This window comes from Coprococcus sp. RTP31081st1_H1_RTP31081_211007, assembly GCF_040227275.1.
GTDB lineage: Bacteria > Bacillota > Clostridia > Lachnospirales > Lachnospiraceae > Coprococcus > Coprococcus aceti.
The window spans coordinates 1-13,201 of sequence record NZ_JBEHVP010000015.1 but is presented as its reverse complement, the minus strand read 5'-3'; the positions used below and the strand labels follow the sequence as shown (position 1 = coordinate 13,201).

Below are 13,201 nucleotides of genomic sequence, written 5' to 3'. Positions count from 1 at the left end.
GGCTTACACACCGGGCGTTGCAGAGCCTTGCAGGAAGATCCGTGACAATAAGGCTGACGTATACAAATATACATGCAAGGGCAACATGGTTGCCGTGGTATCAGACGGAACAGCGGTTCTCGGCCTGGGAGATATAGGACCTGAGGCAGCTATACCTGTAATGGAAGGAAAGTCCATACTCTTCAAGGAGTTCGGCGGAGTTGACGCATTCCCTATCTGCCTTGACACAAAGGATGTGGATGAGATCGTTGAGACAGTAAAGCGCATTGCACCTGTATTTGGCGGAATCAATCTGGAGGATATATCAGCTCCAAGATGCTTCGAGATAGAGAAAAGACTTAAGGAAGAACTTGACATTCCTGTATTCCATGACGATCAGCATGGTACAGCTATCGTTGTGTCAGCAGGACTCATCAATGCGTTAAAGCTTGTCGGCAAGCCGTTTGACGAGGCAAATGTGGTTATCAACGGAGCAGGTTCTGCAGGTATATCAATATGTAAGCTTCTGCTTCAGCTCGGTATAGGCAATGTGGTTCTCGTGGACAGGCAGGGTGCTCTGTGTCCTGGACAGGACTGGATGAATCCGGCACAGGCAGAGATGGCAGAGATTACAAACAAGGACAGACAGACAGGTTCTCTTGCCGAGATAATGAAGGGTAAGGATGTATTTGTCGGAGTTTCAGCTCCAAATATCGTGACAGCAGAGATGGTTGCATCTATGGCAGCAGATCCTATAGTATTTGCCATGGCAAACCCTACACCTGAGATCATGCCTGAGGAAGCGGCAAAGGGCGGAGTAAGAGTAATGGCGACGGGCCGTTCGGATTATCCAAACCAGATCAATAACGTTCTAGTATTCCCGGGAATATTCAGAGGTGCCCTGGACGCCAAGGCAACAGGCATAACTGAAGAGATGAAGATGGCAGCAGCCAAGGCTATCGCATCCATTGTAACAGATGATGAGCTCAAGGAGGATTACATCATTCCTGGAGCATTTGACGAGAGAGTTGCTAAGGTGGTTGCCAAGGCTGTAGCTGACGAGGCAATAAAGCTTGGAATTACAAAATAAGAATAAAAATAAAGTTTTTCGAAATATTTAGTAAATAAGTGTACTAAAAATCGCATCTTATGTGGAAAGTCCGCATGGGATGCGGTTTTTTATTTTGCGATTTTATTGTAAAGTAATATTGTTGTCCGCGGGGACGGATAGGGAGGAGAAAAAATTGAACAGTGTTATTATTGGGCAGAGAATAAAGGATGCCCGCAAGTCTATGAACCTCACACAGAAGGAGCTGGGGTATCTTATCTATGCAGATGGCAAATATATAAGCCGTCTTGAAAATGGCGGAAGTCTGCCGAGCCTGAAGCGGCTGGTGCTGTTGTCGAGGGTGCTTAACCGCACATGTGATTATTTCATATGGGATATCGATGTGATGGAGGAGGATGTGACTCCGAGGGAGGAAATCGTTATCCGGGATGAACAGGAGCGGAAGCTTCTGCAGCTTTGGAGGGAGATATGCTGAAGATTGCTGTGTACAGTGAGGAGAAAGTAATGAGCCCGTTGTTGCAGGAGTACATGGGTATATGGCAGAGAGATGCGGGATGTGTGTGCGCTGTGAGATATTATGACAATGTGCATGCGATCATGGTCGACATGGATCTTGAAGGAATTTACGATGTAGTGGTGGTGTATCGTTCCTGGGATGTGGCCGATGTCTTGAAAAAAGACCGCAGGGTAGGTAGTCTCGTGATGATAGCAGCAGGAATAAACCGGAGATTGTATGATATCCAACCGTGTTATATTCTGTATGAACCTGTTAATGCGGCAAATTTCAAAAAGGTGATGACGATGGCGGTTGAGGGGAGCCGGGATGAGAGAAGATTCACATTTGTATCCGGAAGGGTGAGATACAGTGTAGATAGCCGGAGCATAATGTATTTTGAAAGCGAACTGCGTCGCATAAATCTGGTCACAACGGAACAAAAATATGTTTTTTATGGAAGTATTGGCGAGATGGAAAAACGCATGAAGGTGGGCTACGGGGGATTTATCAGACCACATGAATCCTATCTTGTAAATCCGGATCATGTGAGCAGATGCACGGCTCATGAAATGATACTGACAAATGGTAAAAGTATACACATCAGCGCAACAAGACGCGCTGATGTGAAAAGATACTACAATGAACTGATCAATTGCTAGTTGTTAGAAGATCAAATATATCTGAGTAATTCTATGTTCAGTCTGCCCTTCCGGGTTGCGCTGCCTGTCTCGACAAATTCATATTTGCCATATCCACGTATTGAAAATACGTCGCCCGGTTTTAACTGGTGGCTGCTGTTTTCGTACAACCTGTTGTTTAGTGAAAATTTCTTTTCCCTGAACAACAGGGATGTGCTGCTTCTTGAAAGGCCTGTTATTGTGGCGGTCACTGCGTCAGCTCTTGCAGATGCTGCGATTATGTGCAGAGGTTCCTTTTTTATCTGTATCTCATCAGTATCCTGGGTGCTGCAAAAAGTACATTTTACATTTGTGTGCCTTATCTTTGTCAGATTTTCTGCGATATAATCGGCAACAGTGTCCACACAGAATATATAGGCATTGTTGTGTTTGTCAGAATGAGTGGATTCGGTGACCAGTATATCGCCCACCATCTCCCTCTCAATGCCAAGATTCATAAGTGCCCCAAGGAAATCCCTATGGTTCAGATCATCTGAGAATTTGTCCGAAACAGCGGAAACCTTCATGGTGCAGATGGGAAAAGCCGGTGCGTAGCCGCAGTCGGCTTCATTTCCAAAGGCGATCATAACGCGGTCGCAGAATTCCCTGCCTCCAAAGATGGTATATCCTGCAAATGACAACTGTTCAAGATTGCTGTAAAATACTTCCATGTCTGCAGCACTCAGAAAATTAGTATATGTATATCTGTTCTGGCAGAAGGCGGCATTTGCCAGATCCTTTAACCGCCCCTTTAGAATATCGTTTTCATTCATAGCATGTCCTCCGAGATGATTGACTTCTTACTATTATATTACAACACTCCGATCTTCGCCAACAGTCAAACGAATTTGACAGCTTTGCACGATAATCTGAAATTTATTGTTGCGAAAAGTGATCATAATGAACAATAAACCGTTCAAACGTGAAAAAAACAATCATTTTGCATTCAAAAATCTTCTAAAAACTATTGAAATGCGCAACTGTTGATAAATTACCACAAAAAAAAGCCTTCGTTTTATAAATTTTTGCGTATTTACAATTTCAAAGTGTTTTGATAGTATATGGGCATAACAAGGAGATGAGTTGTGATCAACAAGCCTTCTGGTTATAAAAAAGACAATCACTTATATTTTGATAGACGGAGGGTTCCCTTAGCACGAAATTCGTAGAAATCCCTTTATACGATGTAATGTAACCCCATAACCCCAAACCCCAAAACATAGGAATCCTCCACTCCCCCCTTCTTAACAGCCTGTCGCATAAGCGACGGGCTGTTTTTATGTTCTGAAAAACAGGGGGATTTAGAGTTTCATATTGGATGCGCTTATGGCGTTACCGAGTTCTGTGAGACTTTCCACGAAGGCTGCGTATTTGCATATGTCAGTCATCTTAGATTTTCTTTTGCTATTTCCGAGAATGCTATAGATATAATCTCTTGACTGTTCGATTATATATGTTGGCGTTGTGTCGTGCTCGTTGTTGAATAACATGGATTTGAAGTTCTGAAAAAAAGAATAAATTTCATAATCTATAGAATTGTCATTCCGCTGCATGTATTCGAGAAGCATATCGATATAGCGCAAAGCTGAGTGTACGTACAGGATAGAGTTTTCGTTTATGTACAGTACGGTTTCCGGCACAAAGAAAGATGGATGTGCGAAACCTTTTATGCTGTGCAGGGCTTCCATTTTCTGGGTGGCTGACTGGTTGAACGAGTAACGGTTTTTGTATTGTTCAATGATAGAGAGCGTGTCCGCTGAATTATTTTTTGCTATTACGCGCCGTCTCTCGTTGATGTACAGTTTTAACTCCAATAGAAGAAAATATATATCCGGGGATGAAAAACGCTGCGAGTTTTTGATATACGGAAATGAACCTGTCATTCTTCTGAAAAATGAGTCTGCTGTGGCATAATTGTTTATTATGCTGATGGCTGCATCTACATTGAAATTCTGGACAAATTCCCTGGTTGCGGGCTGATACACTGTCTCGTTGTCAATGCGGGATACATAGGAACTAAGAAAGATTATCTTCTCTTCTGCGGTGAGTTCGTATCCGTTGAGGTTACAATAATTGATGGCGGAACAGGGGGCATCGGTTTGTGTTTCGGCATTGTTTAAGTCTGTCATAATGATCTCCTTTGTTTTTGTATGGATAAAAATGTAGCACTTTAACGCGATAAGTGGTAGGATATTTATGGATACAAAATTGTACAATATGTATAATTTTATAATGTATGAATAGCTAGAAGAATCAAGGGTTTATGCTGTGTACGACAATTGTGAGAGAGCCTTTAGGGGCAATTTAGGGGCAAAAAAATAAAAGATGACCATTCAGTGTGAAAACTGAGTGGTCATTTTTTTTAGTTGATAATTGATATTGTGTCGACAGCCGCATTGTCTTTTTGCTTCATTTTTTTAGTGATATGAATGTAAATAGCTTTTGTTATTTTGTCGTCATGGTGGCCTAGACGGCGGGATATCTGTTCTGCTGACATAGTTTCTGCCAGAATCGATGCGTGTGTGTGGCGCAACTTGTGCGGAGTTATCTCTCTGCCAAGAACTTCAGAGGCGGCTGTCTTCAAGTGTAGGTTATAGGTTCCATAGGATAAATAGCCGCCTGTCTTCAAGTGCGGCATAAAAAGTGTGCTTTTAATTCCATTTTCAAACATTGTTTCTTTTCGCCAAAGTCTGAGTTTTTTTATAAGTAAGAGAAGCTCAGGTTGTATATGAAGATTTCTGATTGAATCACTTGTTTTGGCTGACGTTGCGTATTTGGTTGCAGGGTAGTAAGTCTTGGTAACACGAATAGTTTTAGATGTAATATCCACATCTGAATCTTCAAGTGCCACAAGCTCCCCAATCCTCATGCCTGTAAGAATCAGAAAATAGGATATATAGTAGTCCTGCCAGTGGTTATTATCTATTAAGTAATTAAGTAATTTTGTTATCTCATCATGTTCAAGATATTCATTGCTGATGTCATATACCTCTGGTATTTCGTCGGAGCTCTCTTTGCTGATATAGTCGAGTTTTAATAGTATATCATGATTTGAGTGATAGTCGTTTTTCACCCCCCATTTTAGAGCGAATTTCAGATATTTTATATATCCGTTTATTGTGCTGATTTTTTTACCGGTAGCAAGAAGTTGATCATATATATAGCGGGGAGAAAGTTTGTCAACGAGGACATCATTACCGATTGTGCTTACACAACGATATATATATGATTTCTCAGTAACAATTGTACTTTCTTTCCTCTTGCACTGCCGCAATGATGCTATATAAGCATCAGCCAGCTCCCCTAGCGTTGTATCTGATCGGACAGGAGAGGAAGTTTCGGCTTTCTCAATCTTCCCAGCAAGGATCCTTGCCGCCTTGTTTCTGTTCTGCGGTGATGCCTTAGACATCGTCACAGTGACCTTCTTCACCTTCTCTGTGAGCGGATCTGTGTACCTCTCACAATACTTGACTGTTCCATTCTTCTGTGTTTCACACCACATAAAATCACCATCCTATCTAAAAATAGGCATAAAAAATAAGCCTATCAAAAGTGGAAGGCTTATGGTATAATATAGTTTGCGATCACTGTTATTCATAAGCCTTCGGTTTGTGGGTAACTTCCCTCAGGTGTTCCACCACCTGGGGGATTTAATAACAAGTCCTTAGCAACGTCCTCCCGCTATAAGGGATGTGACAACGCTCTGGACTTTTTTTTATTTTGAACTATTTTCAAATTGGAAAAGGTTAATACAACGTAAAAGACCCCGGGCCCGAAGGACACCGGAGTACGTTCACAACGAACATATCACGATGTATCTTCCAAAGTCAATATTGAATTGGTTGGTTGTTGCAAAAAATGCAATACCCAAGTGGTTGTTTCCAAAATGGAAATAACCACATAACGTAAAAGACCCCGCATTTCTGCGAGGTCTAAAATATTAAGAAAAATAACTACATAAAATTCGTGCCCTATAGGCGGCTTAATATAGTTATTATAATCAAAATATATCTCGCATTCAACTATAAAAAATATCATTAGCATACTGTTTATAGTTTTGTAGGTCAATTTCTCCTTTATCAAAGACTTCCTTGACGATCAATTCCATGATTGAAAATGGAAAGGTGTCAGGAGGTATGTAATGCTCGCCAGTGTCATTTTTAAAATTACGTGCACCTGTTAAGCGATAGTAGTCTAAAGTTTGATAAGGAACTTCGGCAATTCCATCCCAATAGTGGTTTTTTAGGTCATGTATTCGATTGGCAATTCTAGGCGCAATAAATAAATCCTCATATTTGCAATTAGGTTTTGTGTTATTCAAATCCAACATTAGGACTAGAACAAGATAATCTAATTCTCTATCAAAATCTCCGCCTCTGCGTAATACGTCACTTTGACGTAGAGTTGTCATTCGCAGCATAAAGTGATTATAAAAAACGGAGTAATACATCGTCTTGGCATTATATATGGACCATAAAAGATCATCCATTTTAGCCCAGCTTGGAGTACTTGTTTTACATTGAATAAATTCGTCTAATGTAAAAATTTTGTCATCCAAATATGGAACAACATCAATTAAGTATTTATTTTTTTTGACGTATTCTTTGCCAATATCAGAAAGTTTGTATACAGTTCTGAGAGACAATGTGAATATGTTAATATTATCAAGTATGCGTTGGACAAGTTCTGGTTTTTTACCACCCGCATTTAATCCGTGATCCTTAAGGATCTTTCGCATTTCGTTGTATCTTAATGCCTTGAGTGAATCTACCTCACTACAAGGAACTAAGTAGCCTTGATTTATCAATTCTATATGTCGCTCTATTGGTTTGTTTATTCCAAATGTTGTTGCAATCAACCGGGCATAATCATCATATGTTATGCCGATAGGTTTGCCGTCAACCCTGAAAAGGAAGTTTACATTGGAGAAATCTGAATGTGAGTTATCTCCAATCCAAGGAAAGTGAGGCTCGCATTCTCTTTTTATTTCATCTGGTGTAAGCAATGACAAACCTCCTTAGAATTTCCCTCTTAATTCTACTACCTTGCCAATTATTCGAACTGGCTTAGTCTCTATAGTTTCTTTGTCAAAGAACATCGGAGCATAGGCAGGATTGTTGGATATAAGCTCTAGCCCATCTCTATACTTCCTGAGACGCTTGCAAACGGCATCATCACCATTCACAAGGGCAATTACAGTGTCGCCATTCTCGGCATCTTCCTGTTGCTTAACGATGACAACATCGCCATCCACAATACGAGGCTTCATACTGTCACCCTTTATTTTAAGTGCGAAGAAGTCTCCAGTCTTAGCAAGATCCTCGGATATTTCCTCAGTATCTATAATCTCCGTGATAGCATTTATTGGTATGCCAGCGGCGACACGACCGAGAACGTTGATTGCAACACCAGCACGCTGTGATTTTGTACGTTCTTCTACTAAATCAGATTTTTCTATTCCAAAATAGTTAGCCATTAACTCTATTTTATCAATTCTAGGATATGTACGAGCATGTACCCAGTCGGAAAAAGTAGACATGCTAAACCCAAGTGTTTGGCATATTTCAGTTTGGGATATGCCGTTTTGACTAAGATAAAATCTTATGTTGTTTGCCATAATTTCTTTATTTCCAAGTGAACTCATGAGATTCACCTCCTCATGAATTCATTGTACGGCAAAAACGGAAATAAATCAACGAAAAATGGAAAAAATTCGGAAAAACCGTTGACAATTCGGTTAAACCGAACTATACTAGCCTCATACAAAGTCGAAAGGAGATGATAAAGTGTGTAAAATTCCTGATAAGATGAAAGTATCTTTAAAGATGGCAAGAGAACTCAAGCACTATACACAGGATGAGGCAGCCAAGCTAATCGGCATAAATAAAGATACATTGGGTAATTATGAGAGGGGGAAAAGCTATCCAGATATTCCTATCTTAAGAAAAATAGAAGAGGTTTATGGGATACCATATGATAGGCTTATTTTTTTACCTCTTGACTTCGGTTTAACCGAAAATAAGGAATAAGAGAAAGGAGAGGCATGACAACAGGGAAGTTAAACAAAATACTGGAAGCACTGGACGGAATCAGTTATTTGGACTGGGTTAAGTTGGAGAGAGAAGTGAATCAGAGATTCAATGCCGATATCCGCTTAATGTCAAACACAACACCATTAAGGGATACCGACAAAGTCTTTAAGGAACTGGCTAAGTGTGATTCTAACCTTCGACAGTCTGAATAAATATAGGATTTATTCGGTAGACAACACCCTTGTAAAGAATTTTCACATAGTCAAGTTCGTAATAGGTATCTGGCTTGCGATTTTCAGGAGCGTAGATAACTGCGTTTTCTTCATACCACATATCAGGAGACTTGCCATCGTTACCTATTTTGCAATCTGGGTCATCGTTCAAACACACCCAGTTGCCAATAAGACATGCATAAATCTTCATAGTTTCACCTTCTTTCGTATGGATTGATGCTTGATGCACCTATGGAAATTATAGGGTGAAATGATGAGGACGACAAGAAGAAAGGAGGGAAGTAATGCTCAAGAAGATATACACAGAGCTTGTACAGATAAGAAAAGAGCTCCAGACAATCAGAAAGCTGCTGGAGTATAAGCCTATCGACACACTCATAATTCAGAAAGAATACAGATGAGAGGTAAAGAAAAGATGTTGACCACGATCATTGGCATAGCCATTGGAACATTTGTCGGAAGGTTGATTTTCGACATTTGGAAATCAAGAAGGAAAGGAGATGGGAACGATGAAGACAAAGAAACTTAAGAAAGAAGTGGACAAGACGATAAAGTACCTGTGTAAGGAGATCAGGAACGATAAGTGTTACTACGAGTATAAGGACAGCATGACACGGACTCTTGGATCCATGATGAAAACAAGAGCCCGCCTTGGTAAGAAGAAAGGCAAGTGAGATACATGGAAAAAGATAAATTAAGAGAACTGGAGAAAACCTGTGAGAGCGTAAGACAGTTTTTACAGGAGAATGAATTTACGCCATATGATTCGGTTGTTGTGTCACTGGATGGAGTCAAGGTGATACATACGGATGCAAGTATTCCGAATAACAACAAAGCGACCGAGAGTTAGTCGGCCGCCCTGTAGATGTTAGGTTGAGATTATACACGGTTGTATGGGTGCATTTTATCAAGTTTTGATAATGCAGAACCAAGAGATGGTGAGTTCATAAAGTTACGATACTCAGTTTCAGATACGCCATGGTACTGGTAAATAGCACCATTATGAAACTGTATCTCTAATGTGTTGTTTTCCCAGCCTACACTGTGAATTCTACTTGAAGATACGACAGTTCTATTCATAGGTATAGTTTTCACTTCCTTTCTTTGTATTTAGTTATAAACATATGTTCATACCAGTATATATCGTATCTAAACACAAGGAGGTAGTCAAGTGGATAAAAGGGAAATATTACAGGCCGTTGAGAGAGAAAGAATCAGACAGGGCATGTCAAAGCGTAAATTGGCTGAAAAGGCAGGATTTACCGACAGGAGCTTGTATATGTGGGAATCAGATAAAAGAGGAATGACATTGACCAATGCCGACAGCTTACTAAAAGCGGTTGGGCTGAGGCTGGTCATAGAGAAAGGAGAGTGAGAGTGATGAGCAGAGCGGTCAAAGACATACAGGTAATAGGTGTCAGGGAGATTGGCCGGTTGCCGTACATAAGCAAGGCGAAAATGATGAAGATATTTGGGATGTCATTATCTACAGCAACCAGACGTATAGCAGATCTTGACAGATATGTCCAGTCTGGCAGATATGGACCATACACCATACTGGATGGTGCCGGAGTAACAAGGGTCAATGTGCTTGCCTTGGTGGATTATCTGAAGTACAAGAAACAGCTTGACGCTGGCAGACGAGTGCCGCCGTTCGACATAAATAAGGTAGCAAAAGAAGCCGTCATAAACTGGGATGAATTAGATCCCTGACAATAAAAAAGCACCTTTGGAATAGCAGTCCCGCCGGTGCATAGAAAAATACTCAAGAAAATCATAGCAGAAAAGGGGAAGAAAAGCAATGAAGAGGAGAAACATGGACACAAAGGTTATAAGTGCATCATGCCTGGTTGCCATGGCTGCGGTACTTGTAAGACTCATATATAAAATGGCGACAGACTTTAGGTGGTTTATGACCATATCAACAGGAATGCTCATCTTGTACATAATTGGCACTATGGCGATAGAGATCGGTTTGTACTACATCGTCCTTGCCATGAAGGACATAGACGATGCAAGGGAAGCCATGGAGGATAGGCTGAATGGTTGAAATGAAGGTGCTCGGAAGTCATGAAGAGTGGCTTAAGGCAAGAACCAAGATAGGCGGGTCGGATGCCTCGGCGATCTTTGGGATGAGCCCATACAAGACAAACGTGGAACTGTTTAAAGAGAAAGCATACGGCATAGAGCCGGAGGACATATCAGATAAGCCTTATGTCAAGTATGGAACAGAGGCAGAAAAGCATCTGAGGGAGTTATTCAAGTTGGATTATCCACAGTATCAAGTTGGATATGTGGAAAACAACATGTTCACGAATGATAAGTACCCATGGGCGCATGCAAGCCTTGACGGATGGCTTATGGACCGGGATGGACGCAATGGTGTGCTTGAGATCAAGACCACAGAGATCCTGCAGTCAAGTCAGAAGAAAAAATGGGATAACAGAGTGCCAGATAACTATTACATACAGGTGCTTCATTACTTGATGGTGACAGAGTTTGAATATGCGGTACTCAAGGCACAGCTCAAGTTTGAAATTGATGGAGAGGTATATTTGCAGACCAAACACTATCCGATAGAGCGGTCGGAGGTAGAGGATGACATCCAGTATCTTATTGATGCTGAGAGAGAGTTCTGGGAGAGCGTACAGGTGAAGAAAGAGCCGCCGCTGATACTCCCGGAGATATGAAAGGAAATGGCAATGTATTACAACGAATGTCCACAGTGTGGCGCTTACTTAGACCCGGGCGAACACTGTGACTGCGAGGAAGAGAGACAGCGACAGACAGCACGCATTATGGCAATGGTGCGAGAGAACAAGGAGAGTCACCAGATGGAGCTGGTGCTGAATTAGGAGGTTAAAAATGGAATTAAGAGTTAATGAGGTAGCGATACCAGAGAAGATTGATTTTAACTATGAGGAGCTCAAGGCTGAGCTTACATCTAAGGTCTCATTTTATGAGACGCTTGTCTACACAGATGACCAGATCAAGGACGCAAAGGCAGACAAGGCCAATCTGAACAAGCTGAAGAGAGCCCTCAATGATGAGCGCATCAGAAGAGAGAAAGAATACATGCAGCCGTTTAATGTGTTTAAGGCTCAGATCAACGAGATTATAGGCATTATAGACAAGCCTATAGCGGTGATAGATGAACAGGTCAAGGCATTTGACGAGAAACGCAAGATCGAGAAGCAGAAAGCCATTGAAGAGTTGTTTGCGACTATCGGCTTCCAGAACTTCGTAACGCTTGAGAAGATACAGGATCCTAAGTGGTTGAATGCTTCGGTATCAATGAAGAGTATCGAAGATCAGATGAGGTCAAAGATGTATGAGATCGGCAACGGAGTGCTTACACTCAGCCAGCTCCCGGAGTTTGGATTTGAGGCTACAGAGGTATTCAAGGAGACATTAGACATCAACAAGGCCATCTCAGAGGCTAAGAGGATGTCAGAGATTGCCAAGGCAAAGGCAGAAGCTGAGGCAAGGAGAAAGGCTGAGGAAGAGTCACGAAAAGCAGCAGAAGAGGCAAGACGAAAGGCTGAGGAAGAGCGCAAGGCACAGGAAAAGGTTGCCGAGGAGCAGAGAGCCGCAATGGCAAAGGCTATGACACCACCTGAGGATGCACAGCCAGCACCAGTAGAGGAATCACAGCCGGAACCACAGAAGATGGTAGTCAAGTTTGAGGTTGAACTTACAACGGATGATGCAGCAGCCTTGAGAGAGTTCTTCCAGAGCAGAAATATAACATTTAGAGCGATTAAGTAGGAGGTAACAAGATGATTAAGTCAGAAATGGGATCAGTATCAATGAGAGGAACAACACCTGTGCTTATATCAGAATTAGCACTTGCAATGAAGAGTTTAAGAGAGTCGCTTGCTAAAAGATATGGAGAGGTTGCTACAGAAGAAATGATAAGCAGAGCCATGGAAGCGTCCAAAGCTGAGGGAGACATTAACGAGATTATGAGTGACCTCATAGATGATGTTTTATTTAAGATATTGCCAAAAGCCAATATAAACAAGGACAACATAAGGGAAATGCCACAGGCTCTGAAAGAGGTACTGCACAAGATGTTAGAAGATATGATTATGCATTAGGAGGTATACAAGATGATCGTATTAAATAAAGGTTCGGTGCACTTGGATGGGTCAACAATCATGCTGATCGTCGAAATGATGGCAGCTATAAGAGGCGTACGAGCCATCGTGGAAGAAGACTTTGGAACAGATGCGGCAAAGCAGATTATAGACAAGACTGTAGAGATCGCAAAGTTAAATAGCAGCAGTATTGATATGTTAGACCTGGGGACAGAGTTAATGAGTATAATAGCGGAGGTAGAAAATAATGGCAGTAAATAACAGTTTGGTAGCAAAAAGTAAAGCACAGCAGAATCTGGGAATTACAGAGTATCTTACAAAAGATGCAATCAAGAATCAGATCAACAAGGTAGTTGGTGGTAAGAATGGACAGAGGTTCATATCTGCTATTGTATCAGCATACAACACCAACCCTACACTTCAGGAGTGTACGAATCAGTCGATTCTTTCAGCTGCACTTCTTGGTGAGAGCTTACAGCTTTCACCATCTCCACAGCTCGGACATTATTACATGGTCCCATTCAACAATACAAAGGCTGGTGTCAAGGAAGCTCAGTTCCAGATGGGATATAAGGGATATATTCAGCTGGCTATCCGTTCTGGTCAGTATAAGAG

22 protein-coding genes are annotated in these 13,201 nt (G+C 41.4%); 15 read left to right on the top strand and 7 right to left on the bottom strand.

Annotated features, from left to right (window positions below; translation table 11 throughout):
• From ABUA31_RS14260 to ABUA31_RS14250, 3 genes are all read left to right on the top strand, one after another.
• Positions 1 to 1,069 (top strand): NAD(P)-dependent malic enzyme (locus tag ABUA31_RS14260; protein ID WP_349824064.1); only part of this gene is annotated, 1,069 nt, incomplete at its 5' end.
• Positions 1,070 to 1,223: 154 nt separating this feature from the next.
• On the top strand, positions 1,224 to 1,523 hold the full coding sequence (locus tag ABUA31_RS14255; RefSeq protein WP_022215971.1) for a helix-turn-helix domain-containing protein: 300 nt from the start codon (positions 1,224 to 1,226) through the stop codon (positions 1,521 to 1,523).
• Positions 1,517 to 2,203, top strand: coding sequence for a LytTR family transcriptional regulator DNA-binding domain-containing protein (locus ABUA31_RS14250; protein ID WP_055222313.1), 687 nt, complete (start codon positions 1,517 to 1,519; stop codon positions 2,201 to 2,203). Before ABUA31_RS14255 ends, ABUA31_RS14250 begins: the two co-directional genes overlap by 7 nt.
• 11 nt (positions 2,204 to 2,214) lie before the next feature.
• On the opposite strand, the gene ABUA31_RS14245 is transcribed toward ABUA31_RS14250, so the two are convergent.
• From ABUA31_RS14245 to ABUA31_RS14225, 5 genes are all read right to left on the bottom strand, one after another.
• Positions 2,215 to 2,994 (bottom strand): YlmH/Sll1252 family protein, encoded by a 780-nt coding sequence (locus tag ABUA31_RS14245; protein ID WP_349818645.1) that lies wholly within the window; start codon positions 2,992 to 2,994, stop codon positions 2,215 to 2,217.
• Between the two features lie 528 nt (positions 2,995 to 3,522).
• A complete protein-coding gene (locus tag ABUA31_RS14240; protein WP_022215969.1) occupies positions 3,523 to 4,350 on the bottom strand; it encodes a hypothetical protein in 828 nt (275 codons plus the stop codon).
• A gap of 233 nt (positions 4,351 to 4,583) precedes the next feature.
• Positions 4,584 to 5,723: a tyrosine-type recombinase/integrase gene (locus ABUA31_RS14235; RefSeq protein ID WP_349818644.1), complete on the bottom strand. Its 1,140-nt coding sequence runs from the start codon at positions 5,721 to 5,723 to the stop codon at positions 4,584 to 4,586.
• 516 nt (positions 5,724 to 6,239) lie between these two features.
• On the bottom strand, positions 6,240 to 7,226 hold the full coding sequence (locus ABUA31_RS14230; RefSeq protein ID WP_349818643.1) for an SAP domain-containing protein: 987 nt from the start codon (positions 7,224 to 7,226) through the stop codon (positions 6,240 to 6,242).
• Positions 7,227 to 7,238: 12 nt separating this feature from the next.
• Complete coding sequence (locus ABUA31_RS14225; RefSeq protein ID WP_349818642.1) at positions 7,239 to 7,865, bottom strand: LexA family protein; 627 nt, start codon at positions 7,863 to 7,865, stop codon at positions 7,239 to 7,241.
• 142 nt (positions 7,866 to 8,007) lie between these two features.
• Here ABUA31_RS14225 and ABUA31_RS14220 point away from each other — a divergent pair, with 142 nt between their 5' ends.
• Positions 8,008 to 8,250: a helix-turn-helix transcriptional regulator gene (locus ABUA31_RS14220; RefSeq protein WP_349818641.1), complete on the top strand. Its 243-nt coding sequence runs from the start codon at positions 8,008 to 8,010 to the stop codon at positions 8,248 to 8,250.
• 192 nt (positions 8,251 to 8,442) lie between these two features.
• On the opposite strand, the gene ABUA31_RS14215 is transcribed toward ABUA31_RS14220, so the two are convergent.
• Positions 8,443 to 8,676: a hypothetical protein gene (locus ABUA31_RS14215; protein ID WP_329964800.1), complete on the bottom strand. Its 234-nt coding sequence runs from the start codon at positions 8,674 to 8,676 to the stop codon at positions 8,443 to 8,445.
• A 319-nt stretch (positions 8,677 to 8,995) separates the two neighbouring features.
• Here ABUA31_RS14215 and ABUA31_RS14210 point away from each other — a divergent pair, with 319 nt between their 5' ends.
• Together ABUA31_RS14210 and ABUA31_RS14205 are read left to right on the top strand one after the other, a co-directional pair.
• Complete coding sequence (locus ABUA31_RS14210) at positions 8,996 to 9,160, top strand: hypothetical protein (RefSeq protein WP_349818640.1); 165 nt, start codon at positions 8,996 to 8,998, stop codon at positions 9,158 to 9,160.
• 5 nt (positions 9,161 to 9,165) lie between these two features.
• The gene (locus tag ABUA31_RS14205) at positions 9,166 to 9,336 is read left to right on the top strand and encodes a hypothetical protein (RefSeq protein WP_349818639.1); all 171 of its coding nucleotides are present in this window, start codon (positions 9,166 to 9,168) and stop codon (positions 9,334 to 9,336) included.
• A gap of 29 nt (positions 9,337 to 9,365) precedes the next feature.
• On the opposite strand, the gene ABUA31_RS14200 is transcribed toward ABUA31_RS14205, so the two are convergent.
• The gene (locus ABUA31_RS14200) at positions 9,366 to 9,566 is read right to left on the bottom strand and encodes a KTSC domain-containing protein (protein ID WP_349818638.1); all 201 of its coding nucleotides are present in this window, start codon (positions 9,564 to 9,566) and stop codon (positions 9,366 to 9,368) included.
• A gap of 91 nt (positions 9,567 to 9,657) precedes the next feature.
• On the opposite strand from ABUA31_RS14200, the gene ABUA31_RS14195 reads away from it, so the two are divergent.
• The 9 genes from ABUA31_RS14195 to ABUA31_RS14155 form a co-directional block, all read left to right on the top strand.
• Positions 9,658 to 9,861, top strand: coding sequence for a helix-turn-helix domain-containing protein (locus ABUA31_RS14195; protein WP_349818637.1), 204 nt, complete (start codon positions 9,658 to 9,660; stop codon positions 9,859 to 9,861).
• 5 nt (positions 9,862 to 9,866) lie between these two features.
• Positions 9,867 to 10,199, top strand: coding sequence for a hypothetical protein (locus tag ABUA31_RS14190; protein WP_349818636.1), 333 nt, complete (start codon positions 9,867 to 9,869; stop codon positions 10,197 to 10,199).
• 88 nt (positions 10,200 to 10,287) lie between these two features.
• Positions 10,288 to 10,536 carry a hypothetical protein gene (locus ABUA31_RS14185; protein WP_055272068.1) on the top strand — a complete coding sequence of 83 codons (249 nt, stop codon included), beginning with the start codon at positions 10,288 to 10,290 and terminating at the stop codon, positions 10,534 to 10,536.
• Positions 10,529 to 11,176: a lambda-exonuclease family protein gene (locus tag ABUA31_RS14180; protein WP_349818635.1), complete on the top strand. Its 648-nt coding sequence runs from the start codon at positions 10,529 to 10,531 to the stop codon at positions 11,174 to 11,176. Before ABUA31_RS14185 ends, ABUA31_RS14180 begins: the two co-directional genes overlap by 8 nt.
• Positions 11,177 to 11,182: 6 nt before the next feature.
• Positions 11,183 to 11,341: a hypothetical protein gene (locus tag ABUA31_RS14175; RefSeq protein ID WP_349818634.1), complete on the top strand. Its 159-nt coding sequence runs from the start codon at positions 11,183 to 11,185 to the stop codon at positions 11,339 to 11,341.
• A gap of 10 nt (positions 11,342 to 11,351) precedes the next feature.
• Positions 11,352 to 12,254: a DUF1351 domain-containing protein gene (locus ABUA31_RS14170; protein ID WP_349818633.1), complete on the top strand. Its 903-nt coding sequence runs from the start codon at positions 11,352 to 11,354 to the stop codon at positions 12,252 to 12,254.
• An 11-nt stretch (positions 12,255 to 12,265) separates the two neighbouring features.
• Positions 12,266 to 12,586 carry a hypothetical protein gene (locus ABUA31_RS14165; protein WP_349818632.1) on the top strand — a complete coding sequence of 107 codons (321 nt, stop codon included), beginning with the start codon at positions 12,266 to 12,268 and terminating at the stop codon, positions 12,584 to 12,586.
• Between the two features lie 12 nt (positions 12,587 to 12,598).
• The gene (locus ABUA31_RS14160; RefSeq protein WP_349818631.1) at positions 12,599 to 12,847 is read left to right on the top strand and encodes a hypothetical protein; all 249 of its coding nucleotides are present in this window, start codon (positions 12,599 to 12,601) and stop codon (positions 12,845 to 12,847) included.
• Positions 12,834 to 13,201 (top strand): recombinase RecT (locus ABUA31_RS14155; RefSeq protein ID WP_349822614.1); only part of this gene is annotated, 368 nt, incomplete at its 3' end. The genes ABUA31_RS14160 and ABUA31_RS14155, both read left to right, overlap by 14 nt.

Coding starts and splice junctions, on each gene's coding strand:
- ABUA31_RS14250 (WP_055222313.1), top strand. CDS start 1,517: ATGCTGAAGATTGCTGTGTACAGTGAGGAGAAAGTAATGAGCCCGTTG.
- ABUA31_RS14245 (WP_349818645.1), bottom strand. CDS start 2,994: ATGAATGAAAACGATATTCTAAAGGGGCGGTTAAAGGATCTGGCAAAT.
- ABUA31_RS14240 (WP_022215969.1), bottom strand. CDS start 4,350: ATGACAGACTTAAACAATGCCGAAACACAAACCGATGCCCCCTGTTCC.
- ABUA31_RS14235 (WP_349818644.1), bottom strand. CDS start 5,723: ATGTGGTGTGAAACACAGAAGAATGGAACAGTCAAGTATTGTGAGAGG.
- ABUA31_RS14225 (WP_349818642.1), bottom strand. CDS start 7,865: ATGAGTTCACTTGGAAATAAAGAAATTATGGCAAACAACATAAGATTT.
- ABUA31_RS14215 (WP_329964800.1), bottom strand. CDS start 8,676: ATGAAGATTTATGCATGTCTTATTGGCAACTGGGTGTGTTTGAACGAT.
- ABUA31_RS14210 (WP_349818640.1), top strand. CDS start 8,996: ATGAAGACAAAGAAACTTAAGAAAGAAGTGGACAAGACGATAAAGTAC.
- ABUA31_RS14205 (WP_349818639.1), top strand. CDS start 9,166: ATGGAAAAAGATAAATTAAGAGAACTGGAGAAAACCTGTGAGAGCGTA.
- ABUA31_RS14200 (WP_349818638.1), bottom strand. CDS start 9,566: ATGAATAGAACTGTCGTATCTTCAAGTAGAATTCACAGTGTAGGCTGG.
- ABUA31_RS14190 (WP_349818636.1), top strand. CDS start 9,867: ATGAGCAGAGCGGTCAAAGACATACAGGTAATAGGTGTCAGGGAGATT.
- ABUA31_RS14185 (WP_055272068.1), top strand. CDS start 10,288: ATGAAGAGGAGAAACATGGACACAAAGGTTATAAGTGCATCATGCCTG.
- ABUA31_RS14180 (WP_349818635.1), top strand. CDS start 10,529: ATGGTTGAAATGAAGGTGCTCGGAAGTCATGAAGAGTGGCTTAAGGCA.
- ABUA31_RS14175 (WP_349818634.1), top strand. CDS start 11,183: ATGGCAATGTATTACAACGAATGTCCACAGTGTGGCGCTTACTTAGAC.
- ABUA31_RS14170 (WP_349818633.1), top strand. CDS start 11,352: ATGGAATTAAGAGTTAATGAGGTAGCGATACCAGAGAAGATTGATTTT.
- ABUA31_RS14165 (WP_349818632.1), top strand. CDS start 12,266: ATGATTAAGTCAGAAATGGGATCAGTATCAATGAGAGGAACAACACCT.
- ABUA31_RS14160 (WP_349818631.1), top strand. CDS start 12,599: ATGATCGTATTAAATAAAGGTTCGGTGCACTTGGATGGGTCAACAATC.